Origin of the sequence: Streptomyces sp. NBC_00271, assembly GCF_036178845.1 — a bacterium.
GTDB lineage: Bacteria > Actinomycetota > Actinomycetes > Streptomycetales > Streptomycetaceae > Streptomyces.
The window spans coordinates 5,233,235-5,249,910 of the sequence record NZ_CP108070.1 but is presented as its reverse complement, the minus strand read 5'-3'; the positions used below and the strand labels follow the sequence as shown (position 1 = coordinate 5,249,910).

At 69.4% G+C, this 16,676-nt stretch carries 17 protein-coding genes; 7 read left to right on the top strand and 10 right to left on the bottom strand.

The window, feature by feature from the left end; genetic code table 11:
- Window positions 1-108: 108 nt before the first annotated feature.
- Both OG798_RS24075 and OG798_RS24070 read right to left on the bottom strand, forming a co-directional pair.
- Window positions 109-417 carry a hypothetical protein gene (locus OG798_RS24075; RefSeq protein WP_095854198.1) on the bottom strand — a complete coding sequence of 103 codons (309 nt, stop codon included), beginning with the start codon at window positions 415-417 and terminating at the stop codon, window positions 109-111.
- A gap of 20 nt (window positions 418-437) precedes the next feature.
- Window positions 438-2,117 (bottom strand): sodium:solute symporter family protein, encoded by a 1,680-nt coding sequence (locus OG798_RS24070; protein ID WP_183127297.1) that lies wholly within the window; start codon window positions 2,115-2,117, stop codon window positions 438-440.
- Between the two features lie 153 nt (window positions 2,118-2,270).
- On the opposite strand from OG798_RS24070, the gene galT reads away from it, so the two are divergent.
- From galT to galK, 3 genes are read left to right on the top strand one after another with little or no spacing between them, the layout of a single operon-like run.
- A complete protein-coding gene (gene galT / locus OG798_RS24065; RefSeq protein ID WP_095854199.1) occupies window positions 2,271-3,335 on the top strand; it encodes a galactose-1-phosphate uridylyltransferase in 1,065 nt (354 codons plus the stop codon).
- Window positions 3,332-4,294, top strand: a complete 963-nt coding sequence (gene galE / locus OG798_RS24060; protein WP_095854200.1) for a UDP-glucose 4-epimerase GalE — start codon at window positions 3,332-3,334, stop codon at window positions 4,292-4,294. Before galT ends, galE begins: the two co-directional genes overlap by 4 nt.
- An 8-nt stretch (window positions 4,295-4,302) precedes the next feature.
- Window positions 4,303-5,445, top strand: coding sequence for a galactokinase (gene galK / locus OG798_RS24055; protein ID WP_121415907.1), 1,143 nt, complete (start codon window positions 4,303-4,305; stop codon window positions 5,443-5,445).
- 100 nt (window positions 5,446-5,545) lie between these two features.
- Here the strand turns inward: galK and OG798_RS24050 are convergent, their stop codons facing one another.
- The gene (locus tag OG798_RS24050; protein WP_183127299.1) at window positions 5,546-6,001 is read right to left on the bottom strand and encodes a GNAT family N-acetyltransferase; all 456 of its coding nucleotides are present in this window, start codon (window positions 5,999-6,001) and stop codon (window positions 5,546-5,548) included.
- A 256-nt stretch (window positions 6,002-6,257) separates the two neighbouring features.
- On the opposite strand from OG798_RS24050, the gene OG798_RS24045 reads away from it, so the two are divergent.
- Window positions 6,258-7,025: a response regulator transcription factor gene (locus tag OG798_RS24045; RefSeq protein WP_328757652.1), complete on the top strand. Its 768-nt coding sequence runs from the start codon at window positions 6,258-6,260 to the stop codon at window positions 7,023-7,025.
- On the opposite strand, the gene tamR is transcribed toward OG798_RS24045, so the two are convergent.
- The gene (tamR, locus tag OG798_RS24040; protein ID WP_060901813.1) at window positions 6,984-7,481 is read right to left on the bottom strand and encodes a MarR family transcriptional regulator TamR; all 498 of its coding nucleotides are present in this window, start codon (window positions 7,479-7,481) and stop codon (window positions 6,984-6,986) included. The genes OG798_RS24045 and tamR overlap by 42 nt on opposite strands.
- Before the next feature lie 89 nt (window positions 7,482-7,570).
- Between tamR and OG798_RS24035 the strand changes: the two genes are divergently transcribed.
- Together OG798_RS24035 and OG798_RS24030 are read left to right on the top strand one after the other, a co-directional pair.
- Window positions 7,571-8,380 (top strand): trans-aconitate 2-methyltransferase, encoded by an 810-nt coding sequence (locus OG798_RS24035; protein ID WP_328757651.1) that lies wholly within the window; start codon window positions 7,571-7,573, stop codon window positions 8,378-8,380.
- A 4-nt stretch (window positions 8,381-8,384) separates the two neighbouring features.
- Entirely contained in the window at window positions 8,385-8,756 is a 372-nt protein-coding gene (locus OG798_RS24030; RefSeq protein WP_121415910.1) for a glyoxalase, read from the top strand.
- Here the strand turns inward: OG798_RS24030 and OG798_RS24025 are convergent.
- Window positions 8,753-9,433 (bottom strand): TetR/AcrR family transcriptional regulator, encoded by a 681-nt coding sequence (locus OG798_RS24025; RefSeq protein WP_054233024.1) that lies wholly within the window; start codon window positions 9,431-9,433, stop codon window positions 8,753-8,755. The two genes, OG798_RS24030 and OG798_RS24025, sit on opposite strands and share 4 nt — an antisense overlap.
- Window positions 9,430-10,440, bottom strand: coding sequence for an acyl-CoA desaturase (locus OG798_RS24020; RefSeq protein WP_095858004.1), 1,011 nt, complete (start codon window positions 10,438-10,440; stop codon window positions 9,430-9,432). The genes OG798_RS24025 and OG798_RS24020 overlap by 4 nt, the downstream gene beginning before the upstream one ends.
- 341 nt (window positions 10,441-10,781) lie before the next feature.
- Between OG798_RS24020 and ppc the strand changes: the two genes are divergently transcribed.
- Window positions 10,782-13,526, top strand: coding sequence for a phosphoenolpyruvate carboxylase (gene ppc, locus OG798_RS24015; RefSeq protein WP_097225634.1), 2,745 nt, complete (start codon window positions 10,782-10,784; stop codon window positions 13,524-13,526).
- Window positions 13,527-13,600: 74 nt separating this feature from the next.
- Here ppc and OG798_RS24010 read toward each other — a convergent pair whose 3' ends face one another.
- The 4 genes from OG798_RS24010 to OG798_RS23995 form a co-directional block, all read right to left on the bottom strand.
- On the bottom strand, window positions 13,601-14,098 hold the full coding sequence (locus tag OG798_RS24010) for a hypothetical protein (RefSeq protein WP_328757650.1): 498 nt from the start codon (window positions 14,096-14,098) through the stop codon (window positions 13,601-13,603).
- Window positions 14,099-14,228: 130 nt separating this feature from the next.
- Entirely contained in the window at window positions 14,229-14,825 is a 597-nt protein-coding gene (gene pth / locus OG798_RS24005) for an aminoacyl-tRNA hydrolase (protein WP_095858005.1), read from the bottom strand.
- A 96-nt stretch (window positions 14,826-14,921) separates the two neighbouring features.
- Entirely contained in the window at window positions 14,922-15,512 is a 591-nt protein-coding gene (locus OG798_RS24000) for a 50S ribosomal protein L25/general stress protein Ctc (RefSeq protein WP_095854207.1), read from the bottom strand.
- 163 nt (window positions 15,513-15,675) lie between these two features.
- On the bottom strand, window positions 15,676-16,650 hold the full coding sequence (locus OG798_RS23995) for a ribose-phosphate diphosphokinase (RefSeq protein WP_095854208.1): 975 nt from the start codon (window positions 16,648-16,650) through the stop codon (window positions 15,676-15,678).
- Between the last annotated feature and the right edge of the window lie 26 nt (window positions 16,651-16,676).

Here is a 16,676-nt window from a genome sequence, read left to right as displayed (position 1 = left end):
GGGTCGTGACGGCGGCCGAGGCCCTCGCCGGGAAGAAAGGTGCAGGTCACAGGCGCGTGGAGGAGATGATGTGAACGGGGCTGCCCTCTACTGTGAACGGGCGACCACCTAGAGCGATCGTTCCTCGTCGGACAACGGCACGGGCGGTGCCAGCGGGCGTAGCCACAGCCACAGCAGGAAGAAGATGCCGAGGGCGAGCATGCCGAGGCCGGTCCAGAGGTTGATGTTGACGCCCTGGGCCTTGGCGAGTTCGGCCTTGGAGGCGGTCAGGCCCGCGAGGGTGACGATGACGCCGTAGACGACGAACAGGCCGCCGATGATGGTGCGGATGTCGAAGAGGCGGGTCGCGGTCGCGGACTGCTGCTCCAGCTCCGTGACCTCGCGCTGGACATCACGGTCCGAATAGTGGTCGGACATGGTTGCTCAGGCCTCCTGCGTCAGAACGAGAACGGGATGTAGCAGGCCGCCGCCAGGATCAGCGCGCCCCAGCCCAGCAGTGCCGGCCTGCGGTACCACGCGTCGTCGCCCACGGCCGGCGGCTCGGCCATGCCGGGGGAGACGGTGCCGTAGACCAGGCCCTGGAGGTCCTCCGCCGGTTTGGGTGCCGTGAAGAGGGAGACCGCGACCATCACCACCGCGCCGGCCACGAAGCCCGCGATCGCCGAGACGAAGTTGGCTCCCTGGTCGGAGGGGATGGCGATGATCCCCTGCTTGTAGATGACGAAGTAATTGACCATCGCCGCCGTCGTGCCCGCCAACAGGCCCCAGAAACCCGACTTCGCCGACGCGCGCTTCCAGAACATGCCGACGATGAAGGCCACGAACATCGGCACGTTGAAGAAGGAGAAGAGGGTCTGCAGATAGGCCATGATGTTGGAGAAGGACGACGCCAGGAACGCCGTGCCGATCGACGCCAGGACGCCGATCACCGTGATCAGGCGGCCGAAGCGGACGTAGTAGGAGTCCTCCCGGTCGGTCACGACGTACCGCCGCCAGATGTCCGACGTGAACACCGTGTTGAACGACGAGACGTTGGCCGCCATGCCCGCCATGAAGGCCGCCAGGAGCCCCGTCACCGCGATGCCCAGCACGCCGTTCGGCAGCAGTTCCTGCATCAGGTACGGGACCGCGTCGTTGTACTGGAGGTTCGAGCCGTTCGTGCCGATCCTGGGCACCAGGACCGCCGCCACCAGGCCCGGGATCATCACCAGGAAGACGATGAAGATCTTGGGGAACGCCGCGATGAGCGGGGTGCGCTGGGCCGCCGACAGGTTCTTCGCCGAGAGCGCGCGCTGCACCTCCGCGAAGTTCGTCGTCCAGTAGCCGAAGGAGAGGACGAAGCCGAGTCCGAGGACGATGGTCAGCCAGTTCGCGCCCAGCGGGTTCACATGACCGATGCCCGTACCGCCCCAGGCGGTGGTGAAGTCACTGCCGTGCGTCTTGTCGAGCGAGTGGGTCAGACCGTCCCAGCCGCCGACCCGCTTCAGACCGAGCGCGGCGATGGGGATCAGGGCCGCGAGGATCACGAAGAACTGCAGCACCTCGTTGTAGATCGCCGAGGACAGGCCGCCGAGCGTGATGTACGCCAGGACGAAGAACCCCGCGATCACGATCGCCACCCACTGCGGCCAGCCGAGCAGCGCCTCGACCACGATCGCCAGTGAGTACAGGTTGACGCCCGCGATCAGGATCGCCGCGAAGGCGAACAGGATCGAACTCAGCAGGTGCGCCGCCTTGTCGAAGCGCAGGAGCAGGAACTCCGGGACCGAGCGGACCTTCGAGCCGTAGTAGAACGGCATCATCACCAGACCCAGGAACACCATGGCGGGGATCGCGCCGATCCAGTACCAGTGCACGGTGTAGACGCCGTACTGCGCGCTGTTCGCGGCCATCCCCAGGATCTCGGTCGCGCCGAGGTTGGCGGAGATGAACGCGAGGCCGGTGATCCAGGCGGGCAGTGACCGCCCGGAGAGGAAGAAGTCGAGGCTGGTTTTGACCGAGGCCTTGGCGGCGAAACCGATGCCGAGCACGACGACGAAGTAGATGCCGAGGATCGTGTAGTCGAGCCCGTTCGTGGGGAGCCGGAGCCCTGCGGCGAGGTATGTGGGGGCATGCATGCCCGTATCCATGCCCCATGAGTCCCACGATGCTGCCCAAGCTTCACAGACACCCCCCAAACCCCCGCAGGCATTGACGTCCCTGTTGCTTTGTGGTTTGTTGTGTTCGGTTCTGTTTGATGGTTGGGTGTGGTGTGGATGAGGAGTCCAGCGGTGAAGAAGACCTCGACCCGGCTTGCTGACGGTCGTGAGCTGATCTACTACGACTCGGGCGACAACACGGTGCGCGACGCGGTGGACCGACGCCCGCTGGAGCCCACCGTCACCAGCTCCCAGGTGCGCCGCGACCCGCTCCTCGGCGACTCGGTCGCGATCGCCTCGCACCGCCAGGGGCGTACCTACCACCCCCCGGCGAACGAGTGCCCCCTGTGCCCCTCGCAGGGCGGCCGGCTGAGCGAGATCCCGGACTCCTCGTACGACGTGGTCGTCTTCGAGAATCGTTTCCCCTCGCTCGCCGGCGACTCCGGACGCTGCGAGGTCGTCTGCTTCACCTCCGACCACGACTCGTCCTTCGCCGACCTCACCGAGGAGCAGGCGGGGCTCGTCCTGGAGGCGTGGACGGACCGCACGGCGGAGCTGTCCCACCTCCCCTCCGTCGAACAGGTCTTCTGTTTCGAGAACCGCGGCGAGGAGATCGGCGTCACCCTCGGCCACCCGCACGGGCAGATCTACGCCTACCCGTTCACCACCCCGCGTACGGCCCTGATGCTGCGCTCGCTGGCCGCGCACAAGGAGGCCACCGGCGGCCAGAACCTCTTCGACGACGTCGTCGCACGCGAACTGGCCGAGGGCGACCGGATCGTCCTGGAGACCGAGAGCTGGGTCGCCTTCGTGCCGTACGCCGCGCACTGGCCCTACGAGGTCCACCTCTATCCCAAGCGGCGGGTGCCCGACCTGCTCGGGCTCGACGAGGAGGCGCGCACAGAGTTCCCCCAGGTCTATCTGGAACTCTTGAGGCGCTTCGACCGGATCTTCGGTGACGGGGAGCCTCCGACGCCGTACATCGCCGCCTGGCACCAGGCGCCGTTCGGCGCGCTGGCGGAGTTCGAGGGTGTGAGCAGGGACGACTTCGCGCTTCACCTCGAGCTTTTCACCATTCGCCGCACTTCCGGCAAGCTGAAGTTCCTCGCGGGTTCCGAGTCCGGCATGAGCGTGTTCATCAACGACGTGCCGCCGGAAGCCGCGGCCCAGCGACTACGAGAGGTAGCGAGTTCATGAGTGGGAAGTATCTGGTCACGGGTGGCGCGGGTTATGTCGGCAGTGTGGTCGCGCAGCATCTGATCGAGGCCGGTCACGAGGTGACGGTCCTCGACAACCTGTCGACGGGCTTCCGCGAGGGCGTCCCGGCCGGGGCTTCCTTCATCGAGGGCGACATCCGCGACGCCGGCAAGTGGCTGGACCCCTCGTACGACGCCGTGCTGCACTTCGCCGCGTTCTCGCAGGTCGGCGAGTCCGTCGTGAAGCCCGAGAAGTACTGGGACAACAACGTCGGCGGCACCATGGCGCTGCTCGCGGCGATGCGCGAGGCGGGCGTGCGCAAGCTGGTCTTCTCCTCCACGGCCGCCACGTACGGCGAGCCGGAGCAGAGCCCGATCGTCGAGTCCGCGCCGACGAGGCCCACCAACCCCTACGGCGCCTCCAAGCTCGCCGTCGACCACATGATCACCGGCGAGGCGGCGGCCCACGGACTGGGCGCGGTGTCGCTGCGCTACTTCAACGTGGCCGGCGCGTACGGGGCGCAGGGCGAGCGCCACGACCCCGAGTCGCACCTCATCCCGCTCGTCCTCCAGGTCGCGCAGGGACGGCGGGACGCGATCTCCGTGTTCGGCGACGACTACCCGACGCCGGACGGCACCTGCGTCCGCGACTACATCCACGTGGCGGACCTGGCGGAGGCGCATTTGCTGGCCGTCGAGGCGGCCACCGCCGGTGAGCACCTCATCTGCAATCTCGGCAACGGCAACGGCTTCTCCGTCCGCGAGGTCATCGAGACCGTCCGCCAGGTCACGGGGCACCCGATCCCCGAGGTCGTGGCCCCGCGCCGGGCCGGGGACCCGGCCGTACTCGTCGCCTCGGCGGCGACCGCGCGCGAGCGGCTCGGCTGGAACCCGTCCCGCGCGGATCTCGCGGGGATCGTCGCGGACGCATGGGCGTTCGCTCAGAACAAGGAGCGGTAGGTAATTCGGTGGGCGTTCGCGAGGGGTTCGAGGAGCTGTACGGGACCGCACCGGAAGGCGTCTGGGCGGCGCCGGGGCGGGTCAACCTGATCGGCGAGTACACGGACTTCAACGAGGGGTTCGTGATGCCGCTCGCCCTGCCGCACACGGCGGTGGCGGCGGTGTCCCGGCGCACGGACGGGGTGCTGCGGCTGCACTCCGCCGACATCGAGGGCCCGGTCGTCGAACTGCACGTCGACGAGCTGGCGCCGCTGACCAACACCAGCTGGGCCGCGTATCCGGCGGGCGTGGTGTGGGCGCTGCGCGAGACGGGGCATGCGGTGACGGGCGCGGACGTGCACCTCGCCTCGACCGTGCCGACGGGGGCGGGCCTGTCCTCCTCCGCCGCTCTGGAGGTCGTGACGGCGCTGGCCCTCGACGACCTGTACGAACTCGGCCTCACCGGGCCCGAACTGGCCCGCATCGCCCAGCGCGCCGAGAACGACTTCGTCGGCGTGCCCTGCGGGATCATGGACCAGACGGCGTCCGCGTGCTGCACCGAGGGGCACGCCCTGCACCTCGACTGCCGCGATCTGTCCATCCGGCAGGTCCCCTTCGATCTGGCCTCCCAGGGGCTGGAGCTGCTGGTCGTCGACACGCGGGTGAAGCACGCGCTGGGCGACGGGGCGTATGCCGAGCGGCGCGAAGGGTGCGAGGAGGGCGCGCGGCAGCTCGGGGTCTCGCATCTGCGGGATGTCGCGTACGAGGAGCTCGACGCGGCGCTCGCGCGCCTGTCGGACGAGCGCGTACGCCGATACGTCCGCCACGTCGTCTCCGACGACCACCGGGTGGAACGGGTCATCGCGCTGCTGGACGCCGGGGATGTCCGGGCCATCGGTCCTGTCCTCACGGACGGGCACGCCTCGCTCCGGGACGACCTGCGGATCTCCTGCGAGGAACTGGATCTGGTGGTCGCCACGGCCAATGCCGCGGGGGCGCTGGGTGCGCGGATGACCGGGGGCGGCTTCGGCGGCTCGGCGATCGTGCTGGTGGAGTCGGCGGATGTGGACACGGTGACGAAGGCGGTGACCGAGGCGTTCGGCTCCGCCGGTTATACGGCTCCCCGGGTCTTTCCGGCGGTGCCCTCGGCGGGCGCCCGGCGTCTGAGCTGACCCCGGGGTGCGGTTTTCGTCTGCGGGCCGTGGGGGCTGGGCGCGCCCACGCGGCGGAGCCGCATGATGTGACAGCCCCGCGCCCCTAAAGGCAAAGGCCTCAGGGCAACTGCTTGGTCAAGGTGTATTCCGTGATCCCCGGCGGGTAGTCGGGGATCACGCATACGACCTCGTAGCCGTGTTTCCTGTAGAACTCGGGGGCCTGGAAGTCCCAGGTTTCCAGGCGGGAGTTGCGGCAGCCGCGCTCCTCGTGGGCGAGGCGCTCGGCCTCGGCGAGGAGCCGGCCGCCGAGGCCCGCGCCGCGGTGGGGCGCGTCCACCCAGAGGTACGTCACGTGCAGCCACGTCGTCCAGGTGTGTCCGACGAGCCCGCCCGCGAGCGCCCCGTCGGCGTCCAAGGCCCAGACGTGGAGCGGAAGTTCCCGTTCGGCAGGGGTGCCGCGCAGAGCGCGGAGGATCGGAGACGCCTGTGTGTTCGTGTCGCGCAGTCGCCGGCGGAGCAGATCACGCCGGTCTTTGTCGTCTCCTGTCTCCATACGAAACATACGGCTCACCATAAACGCGCTGGCCAATCAGTTCTGCAAATTGCCTTCCGCTGCCCGCCCCCGGTCGTACCCTGTGAACAGCGCCGGTGGGGGCCGGTGCTGATCAGGGGGCGAGACAGTCGGGTACGACGCCCGAAGTGGGGGTAGCAGTTCCAGCACGGCGGCGGCCGTGCGGCTGCGGCACCCCGTGTTCCGAGTTCGAGCGGGCTCGGGATCACTTCGGGTGTCGTACCTGCGCCGGTCCGTCCCCCGACCAGTGGGGGTATCAGTGGTTCGCATCCGTGTCCTGGTCGTCGACGACCACCGCATCTTCGCCGAGTCGCTCGCCGCCGCCCTGGCCGCCGAGCCCGACGTCGACGTGTCCGCCGCCGGCAGCGGCCCGGCCGCGCTGCGCTGCCTGGAGCGGGCGTCCGCGGAGGGCCGCAGATTCGACGTGCTGCTCGTCGACGCCGACCTGGGCGGCAATCTGCCCGGCGCCCGTCCTGCCGTACCGGTCCAGGAGGGCAACGAGGACGGGCTCGTCGACGGCATCTCGCTCGTCGCGGGCGTCCGTTCGGGGCAGCCGAGCGTGCGCATCGTCGTCCTCGCCGAGAAGGACGATCCGCGCCGCGCCGCCCTCGCACTGCAGGCCGGCGCCTCGGGGTGGGTCGCCAAGGACTGTTCCCTGTCGCGGCTCCTGACCGTCATACGGGGTGTGCTGCGCGACGAGACGCATCTGCCGCCCGCCCTGCTCACCGGCGTCCTGCGGGAGTTGACCGCCGCGCGCAAGCACCGCACCGAGAGCGAGCGGCTGGTCGAGTCGCTCACGCCGCGGGAGCGGGAAGTGCTGCGGTGCATGGTCGCGGGGCTGGGGCGGAAGGCCGTCGCGGAGAGGTTGTTCCTCTCCCCGCACACCGTCCGGACCCATATGCAGAACGTGCTGGGGAAGTTGGGCGTCCACTCGACGCTCGCCGCGGTCGCCGTCGCCCGCCGGGCCGGGGTCGGGCCCGTCGACCTAACCGGGGATGTTGTCGAACGGGGCGGTCAGCTGGCGTAGCAGGGACGCGAGTTCACCGCGCTGCGCCCTGCTGAGCTCGGCCAGGATCGCGCGCTCCTGGTCGAGGAGTCCGGCCAGCGCCTGGTCGGCACGGTCGCGTCCCTCGTCCGTGAGGCGCACGAGTACGCCCCGGCGGTCGCTCGGGTCCGGGAGGCGCTCCACCAGGCCCTTCTTCGTCAACCGGTCGATGCGGTTGGTCATCGTGCCGGACGTGACGAGCGTCTGTGTGAGCAGCTGGCCGGGGGAGAGCTGGTACGGGGAGCCCGCGCGCCGCAGTGCGGTCAGCACGTCGAACTCCCAGGGCTCCAGGCTGTGCTCGGAGAACGCCAGCCGTCGGGCGCGGTCCAGGTGCCGGGCGAGCCTGCTCACCCGGCTGAGTACCTCGAGCGGTTCCACGTCGAGGTCAGGGCGCTCCCGGCGCCACGCTGCGACCAGCCGATCGACCTCGTCCTCCATGACGATCAGTGTAGTGGTTGTGTCGACATGAAGTCTCTTGATATCAAGTCTCTTGACGTCGAGATAAGTGTGAGGGGAAAGTAGCAGACATGACCACTCCCACCTGGGACCCCGCCCAGTACCTGCGCCACGCCGGCCACCGCGCCCGCCCGTTCATCGACCTCCTCGCCCGGGTCCCCGACCTCCCCGGCACCCCGCCCCGCATCGCCGACCTCGGCTGCGGCCCCGGCAACGTGACCGTCCTCCTCGCCGACCGCTGGCCCACCGCGCGCATCACCGGATACGACAACTCCCCCGAGATGCTCGCCAGGACACAGCCGTACGAGGGCCCCACGGCCGGCGGCGGACGCCTCGACTTCGCCCACGCGGACGCGGCGACCTGGGCGCCCACCGAGACGTACGACCTGATCGTGTCCAACGCGGCGCTGCAGTGGGTGCCCGGGCATCTGGAACGGTTCCGCGACTGGGTCGCCGCGCTGGCGCCCGGCGGCACCTTCGCCTTCCAGGTTCCCGACAACATCGACGCGCCCCTGCACGCCCTGATGCGCGAGCTCGCCGCCTCCGCCCGCTGGAAGGACCGCCTCGAAGACGTCCTGCGACACGAGGACTCCGTCCACGAACCGCTGGTCTACCTGGACCGGCTGGCCCGCCTCGGCTGCGAGGCGGACGTCTGGCAGACGACGTACGAGCAGATCCTGACCGGTGAGGACCCGGTACTGGACTGGGTGAAGGGCACAGGGCTGCGCCCGGTGCTGACGGCCCTCGCCGACGACCCGGAGGCCCGCGACGCCTTCGTCACCGAATACCGCGACCTGCTGCGCGACGCCTACCCGACGGCCCCGTACGGCACGGTGCTGCCCTTCCGCCGCCTGTTCGCCGTGGCGCACAAGGGAGCGTGAGCGGATGCTCGCCGCCGTCGACCACGTCCAGCTCGCGGCCCCGCCCGGCTCGGAGGACTCCCTGCGCGGGTACTACATAGAGGTTCTCGGCATGACCGAGATCCCCAAACCGCCCGTCCTCGCCGCCCGCGGCGGCTGCTGGTTCCGCGCGGGGGCCGTGCAGCTGCACCTGGGGATCGAGCAGGACTTCCGGCCCGCGAAGAAGGCCCACCCCGGGCTGCGCGTCACCGGCATCGAGGCGTTCGCCGCCCGCCTGCGCGCCCACGAGGCCGAGGTCACCTGGGACGACAACCTCCCCGGCCACCGCCGCTTCTACTCCGAGGACCCCGTCGGCAACCGACTGGAGTTCCTGGAGCCACTCGGATCCGCGGCCTAGGACTTGCGATGCCCGATCAAGCGCGGCTTCGGCTCCAGACCGTCCAGGCCGTGCCAGGCCAGGTTCACCAGATGGGCCGCCACCTCCGCCTTGCGGGGCTTGCGGACGTCCAGCCACCACTGGCCCGTCAGGGCGACCATGCCGACCAGGGCCTGGGCGTAGAGGGGAGCCAGTTTCGGGTCGAAGCCGCGCAGCTTGAACTCGCGGCCCAGGATGTCCTCCACCTGGGTGGCGATGTCCGAGATCAGCGACGCGAAGGAACCCGTCGACTGGGGAATGGGCGAGTCGCGGACCAGGATCCGGAAGCCGTCCGTGTACTCCTCGATGTAGTCCAGCAGGGCGAATGCGGCCTGCTCGCACAGCTCGCGGGGGTGACCGGCGGTGAGGGAGCCGGTCACCATGTCCAGCAGACGGCGCATCTCGCGGTCCACCACCACCGCGTACAGCCCCTCCTTGCCGCCGAAGTGCTCGTAGACCACCGGTTTGGAGACGCCGGCCTTCGCCGCGATCTCCTCCACCGACGTCCCCTCGAAGCCCTTCGCCGCGAACAGGGTGCGACCGATCTCCAGCAGCTGCTGACGGCGCTCCGCACCGGTCATGCGGGTGCGGCGCGCACGCCGCGGCTTTTCACTGCTGCTCGGGGTGCTGCTGGAGTCGGTCGCCACGCCGTCAATCATGCCGCTTCAGCGGTTTCCGTCTTGCCTCGGGAGGCGGACCCGTCCGTGTTGCGCTTCGAATCGATACGCGAGCGTGACGGCCAGCGCACGTCGTACGCCCAGCCGAGCTGCTCGCACCAGCGGATGATCCGCGCCGAGGAGTCGACCTGGCCGCGCTGCACGCCGTGCCGCGCCGAGGTCGGGTCGGCGTGGTGCAGGTTGTGCCAGGACTCACCGCAGGAGAGCACGGCCAGCCACCACACGTTGCCCGAGCGGTCCCGCGACTTGAAGGGCCGCTTGCCCACCGCGTGACAGATCGAGTTGATCGACCAGGTGACGTGGTGCAGCAGCGCCACCCGGACGAGCGAACCCCAGAAGAAGCCGGTGAACGCGCCCCACCAGGACATCGTCGCCAGACCACCGATCAGCGGGGGGAGAGCGAGAGACAGCAGCGTCCAGTAGATGAACTGGCGCGAGATCGCACGGATCGCCGGGTCCTTGATCAGGTCCGGCGCGTACTTCTCCTGCGGGGTCCGCTCCTCGTCGAACATCCAGCCGATGTGCGCCCACCACAGGCCCTTCATCAGGGCCGGCACCGTCTCCCCGTAGCGCCACGGCGAGTGGGGGTCACCCTCGGCGTCGGAGAACTTGTGGTGCTTGCGGTGGTCGGCGACCCAGCGAACCACGGGGCCCTCGACCGCCAGCGAACCGGCGATCGCCAGCCCGATCCGCAGCGGACGCTTCGCCTTGAAGGAGCCGTGCGTGAAGTAGCGGTGGTAGCCGATCGTGACGCCGTGGCAACCCAGGTAGTAGAAGAAGACCAGCAGGCCGATGTCCAGCCAGCTCACCCCCCGGCCCCAGGCCAGCGGCACCGCTGCCACGAGGGCTACGAACGGAACAGCGATGAAGAGAAGCAGCGTGATCTGTTCGAGTGACCCCTTCCGCTCGCCACCCAGCGTGGCGGCGGGGAGCGAAGCGTCGTCGGGCGACCGCGGGGCGTCGTCGATCACGTCGGAACTCGTGGGCATGAGCATCCCCTTGTGGGGTTCGAGGGCGGGGGAGATGGCCGGTTACGGGATCTCAGAGTCCTCCTGCCAGCTGACGGGAGGCCCTACGCATCCGTAACTTACGGCGTCGTAAGTATGGCAGCGCGCAGCCCGGCGGCAAGAGCCCAACAGCCTGCGCGTCCGCATGGACACCTATCCTTGGATTCGGTCGGACAGCGCGGTCCGTTCTGTTTTCTTCCCGGATGCCACGTCCCTAAGCGGCACCCCGCCGCGCGACCACCATCCGGGTTCCCTCCCTGACGAGCTTCAGACGAGCTTCCACACTCTTCAGCCGAGCTTCCACACTGCAAGGAGCCGCACCTGTGAGCAGTGCCGACGACCAGACCACGACGACCAGCAGCGAGCTGCGCGCCGACATCCGCCGCCTGGGCGACCTGCTCGGTGAGACCCTCGTCCGTCAGGAGGGCCCCGAGCTCCTGGAACTGGTCGAGAAGGTCCGCCGCCTGACCCGCGAGGACGGCGAGGCAGCCGCCGAGCTGCTGCGCGGCACCGAGCTGGAGACCGCGGCCAAGCTGGTCCGCGCCTTCTCCACGTACTTCCATCTGGCGAATGTCACCGAGCAGGTGCACCGCGGCCGCGAGCTGCGCGCCAAGCGGGCCGCCGAGGGCGGACTCCTCGCCCGAACGGCGGACCGGCTCAAGGACGCCGACCCCGAACACCTGAAGCAGACCGTCAAGAACCTGAATGTCCGCCCGGTCTTCACCGCCCACCCGACGGAAGCCGCCCGCCGTTCGGTCCTCAACAAGCTGCGCCGTATCGCCGCACTCCTCGAGACCCCCGTCATCGAGGCCGACCGCCGCCGCTACGACACCCGGCTGGCCGAGAACATCGACCTGGTGTGGCAGACGGACGAACTGCGCGTGGTCCGCCCGGAGCCCGCGGACGAGGCCCGCAACGCCATCTACTACCTGGACGAACTGCACGCCGGCGCGGTCGGCGACGTCCTGGAGGATCTCACCGCGGAGCTGGAGCGCGTCGGCGTGCGGCTCCCGGACGACACCCGCCCGCTCACCTTCGGCACCTGGATCGGCGGCGACCGCGACGGCAACCCGAACGTCACCCCGGCCGTCACCTGGGACGTCCTGATCCTCCAGCACGAACACGGCATCAACGACGCCCTGGACGTCATCGACGAACTCCGCGGCTTCCTCTCCAACTCCATCCGCTACACCGGCGCCACCGAGGAACTCCTCGAATCCCTCCAGAGCGACCTGGAGCGCCTCCCCGAGATCAGCCCCCGCTACAAGCGCCTCAACGCCGAGGAGCCCTACCGGCTCAAGGCCACCTGCATCCGGCAGAAGCTGGAGAACACCAAGCAGCGCCTCGCCACCGGCACCCCGCACGACGAGGGCCGCGACTACCTCGGCACCGGCGAACTCCTGCGCGACCTCACCCTCATCCAGACCTCGCTGCGCGAGCACCGCGGCGCCCTGTTCGCCGACGGCCGGATGAACCGCACCATCCGCACCCTGGCCGCCTTCGGCCTCCAGCTCGCCACCATGGACGTACGCGAGCACGCCGACGCCCACCACCACGCCCTCGGCCAGCTGTTCGACCGCCTCGGCGAGGAATCCTGGCGCTACGTCGACATGCCCCGCGACTACCGCGCCAAGCTCCTCGCCAAGGAACTCCGCTCCCGTCGCCCGCTCGCCCCGACCCCCGCACCCCTCGACGCCGCCGGTGAGAAGACCCTCGGCGTCTTCGGAACGGTCAAGAAGGCCCTGGAGATCTTCGGACCCGAGGTCATCGAGTCGTACATCATCTCGATGTGCCAGGGCGCCGACGACGTGTTCGCCGCGGCCGTACTCGCGCGGGAGGCCGGCCTGCTCGACCTGCACGCCGGCTGGGCCAAGATCGGCATCGTCCCGCTCCTGGAGACGACGGACGAGCTGAAGGCCGCCGACACGATCCTCGAGGACATGCTCTCCGACCCCTCCTACCGCCGCCTCGTGGCGCTGCGCGGGGACGTCCAGGAGGTCATGCTCGGCTACTCCGACTCCTCGAAGTTCGGCGGCATCACGACCAGCCAGTGGGAGATCCACCGCGCCCAGCGCCGCCTGCGCGACGTCGCCCACCGCTACGGCGTACGCCTGCGTCTCTTCCACGGCCGCGGCGGCACCGTCGGCCGCGGCGGCGGCCCCTCCCACGACGCGATCCTCGCGCAGCCCTGGGGCACGCTGGAGGGCGAGATCAAGGTGACCGAGCAGGGCGAGGTCATCTCCGACAAGTACCTCGTGCCCTCGCTCGCCCGCGAGAACCTGGAACTCACGGTCGCAGCCACCCTCCAGGCCTCCGCCCTGCACACCTCCCCCCGCCAGTCCGACGAGGCACTGGCCCGCTGGGACGCGGCCATGGACGTCGTCTCCGACGCCGCCCACAACGCCTACCGACGACTCGTCGAGGACCCGGACCTCCCGGCGTACTTCTTCGCCGCCACCCCCGTCGACCAGCTCGCCGACCTGCACCTCGGCTCGCGGCCCTCCCGCCGCCCCGACAGCGGCGCCGGTCTCGACGGCCTGAGGGCCATCCCCTGGGTCTTCGGCTGGACCCAGTCACGGCAGATCGTGCCCGGCTGGTTCGGCGTCGGCTCCGGCCTCAAGGCACTGCGCGAGGCAGGCCTGCGGCAGGAAGGGGACACCGTGCTCGACGAGATGCACGAGCAGTGGCACTTCTTCCAGAACTTCCTCTCCAACGTCGAGATGACCCTCGCCAAGACCGACCTGCGGATCGCCCGCCACTACGTCGACACCCTCGTCCCCGACGACCTCAAGCACGTCTTCGCCACCATCGAGGCCGAACACGAGCTGACCGTCCGCGAGGTACTGCGCGTGACCGGCGGCAAGGAGCTCCTGGACACCAACCCGGTCCTCCAGCAGACCTTCTCCATCCGCGACGCCTACCTGGACCCGATCTCCTACCTCCAGGTCGCGCTCCTCAAGCGCCAGCGCGACGAGGCCGCGGCCGGCGCCGAGCCGGACCCGCTGCTCTCGCGCGCGCTGCTCCTGACGGTCAACGGTGTGGCGGCCGGACTGCGCAACACCGGCTGACGCCCGAGGGATACATGCAGAAGCGGTGCCCCGCGTTCGTACGAACGCGGGGCACCGCTCATTTCAAGACCAGGTCACAGAACCAGGAACGTGGCCGTCAGCTGCGCGATCCCCGCCCCCGCCAGCACCCACGCCGCCCGCCGCAGTCGCAGGCCACCCGCCACCACCACCGAGGCGAGCAACAGAGCGCCACCCAGCGGGACCCAGGCGTAGAGAACGCCCGCCGGACCACTACGGACGACATCACTGATGCCGGGTTTCACGGTCACCGTGTACGTCCGGCCCTTGCGCACCGCGACCGCCTCGTCGATGGTGACGTGCGCTCGCGCCCGCGACCCCGTCGAGGTCGGCGCGTACGTCCCCGTACAGACATCGCCGGAGCACTCGGTCACGGTCATCGTCCCCTGCTCCCGGCCCTTGCTCAGCATCACGTGCTGGGCCGTGCCCCAGGAACCCCAGACGCCCGCGATCAGGATCAGCGCCGCGACCGTACCCATCGCCGCGAGCCGCCCGAACCGCAGCGCCGGATGTGCGCTCCGACGGGAGCCTCGATGTGCGGCGACGGCAGGCATGGCGGCGATCCTTGGCCATGGCTGCGCGCCCGGTCAACTCCGGCCGGTTCCGACGGGCGACAAGTCGGCAGTTGTACGCGTACATCGACCGCCTCGGAGATCACCACGGAGGACCACCCCGGAGAACCGCTCAGGAGTTGTACGTGCCCTGTGCCCGCTCCAGCCCCTCGATGACGAGGCACTCCACGGCGTCCGAGGCCCGGTCCACGAAGTAGTCGAGTTCCTTGCGCTCCGCCGAGGAGAAGTCCTTCAGGACGAAGTCGGCGACCTGCATCCGCCCCGGAGGCCGCCCGATGCCGAACCGCACCCGGTGGTATTCGGAGCCCATCGCCTTCGTCATCGACTTCAGCCCGTTGTGGCCGTTGTCGCCACCGCCGAGCTTCAGGCGCAGGACGCCGTAGTCGATGTCCAGCTCGTCATGGATCGCGACGATGTTCGCCGTCGGCACCTTGTAGAAGTCCCGCAGCGCGGTCACCGGGCCGCCGGACAGGTTCATGTACGACATCGGCTTGGCCAGGATCACCCGACGGTTCGCCGGACCCGGCGGGCCGATGCGCCCCTCGATCACCTGCGCCTGTGCCTTGCCGGCCCGCTTGAACCTGCCGCCGATCCGCTCCGCCAGCAGGTCGGCGACCATGAAGCCCACGTTGTGCCGGTTCATGGCGTACTCGGGGCCGGGGTTGCCGAGGCCCACGATCAGCCAGGGGGCGCCCGCATCGGTCGTCATGTCGGTGTCTCCCATGTGTCCTTGATACGCGGCAGCCGCCGCTCCTGAGGGGAGCGGCGGCTGACACAGATGAAGATTCCGGGGGAATCAGGCCGATCAGGCTTCGGCGGCCTCGGTGCCCGCGGCCTCGCCCTCGGTCGGCTCCTCGGCCTGGGCGGACAGGACCTGCAGGACGACCGCGTCCTCGTCGATCGCCAGCGTGGTGCCCTTGGGCAGCGGGATGTCCTTGGCGTGGATGGAGGCACCGGCCTCCAGGCCCGCGATGGAGACGGTGACCGACTCCGGGATGTGGGTGGCCTCGGCCTCGACCGTGAGGGTGTTCAGCACGTGCTCGAGCAGGAAGCTGCCCGGGGCGAGCTCGCCCTCGGTCTGCACGAAGACCTCGACGGTGACCTTCTCGCCGCGCTTCACGAGGAGCAGGTCGACGTGCTCGAGGAAGCCCTTGATGGCGTCGCGCTGGACGGCCTTCGGGATCGCCAGCTGGGTCTTGCCCTCGATGTCCAGGGAGAGCAGGACGTTCGGGGTGCGCAGGGCGAGCAGCAGCTCGTGGCCCGGCAGCGTGATGTGGACGGGCTCGGCACCGTGACCGTAGACCACGGCGGGAACCTTGCTGTCACGGCGGATGCGGCGGGCGGCGCCCTTGCCGAACTCGGTACGGGTCTCGGCGGCGAGCTTGATCTCGGACACGTGCACTCCTCGTAGAAATCTGGGGAAGGTGGTCACCCGGCCAAACAATCGGCCTGCTACGAAGAGCGCGTCGATAACGGACCGCCGCACAAAAAAGTGCGGCCTCCCTCGCCGAGCAACTTGGGCAGTCTACTCGGCAGGGAGGCCACACCCAAAAGGATCTTTACTGCTCCTCGAACAGGCTCGTCACCGAGCCGTCCTCGAAGACCTCACGGACCGCGTTGGCGATCGTCGGCGCGATCGACAGGACCGTGATCTTGTCGAGCTCCAGCTCGCCCGGGGTCGGCAGGGTGTCCGTGAAGACGAACTCGCTGACCTTGGAGTTCTTCAGACGGTCGGCCGCCGGGCCGGAGAGCACACCGTGCGTGGCCGTGACGATGACGTCCTCCGCGCCGTGCGCGAAGAGGGCGTCGGCGGCGGCACAGATCGTGCCACCGGTGTCGATCATGTCGTCGACGAGGACACAGACGCGGCCCTTCACGTCACCGACGACCTCGTGGACGGTGACCTGGTTGGCGACGTCCTTGTCGCGGCGCTTGTGCACGATCGCCAGCGGGGCGTCCAGGCGGTCGCACCAGCGGTCGGCGACGCGCACCCGGCCGGCGTCCGGGGAGACGACGGTGAGCTTCGACTTGTCGACCTTCGCCCCCACGTAGTCCGCCAGGATCGGCAGCGCGAAGAGGTGGTCGACCGGGCCGTCGAAGAAGCCCTGGATCTGGTCGGTGTGCAGGTCGACCGTGAGGATCCGGTCGGCGCCCGCCGTCTTCATCAGATCGGCGATCAGACGCGCCGAGATCGGTTCACGTCCACGGTGCTTCTTGTCCTGCCGCGCGTAACCGTAGAAGGGCACGATGACGGTGATGCTCCGCGCGGAGGCCCGCTTCAGAGCGTCGATCATGATCAACTGCTCCATGATCCACTTGTTGATGGGAGCCGTGTGGCTCTGCATCAGGAAGCAGTCGGCGCCGCGCGCGGACTCCTGGTAGCGGACGTAGATCTCACCGTTGGCGAAGTCGAAGGCCTTCGTCGGGACAACCCCGACACCCAGCTTATGGGCGACCTCCTCGGCAAGCTCGGGGTGGGCGCGGCCGGAGAAGAACATCATCTTCTTCTCGCCGGTCGTCTTGAACCCGGTCACAGCACTGTCTCCTCAGAGGTGTCTCA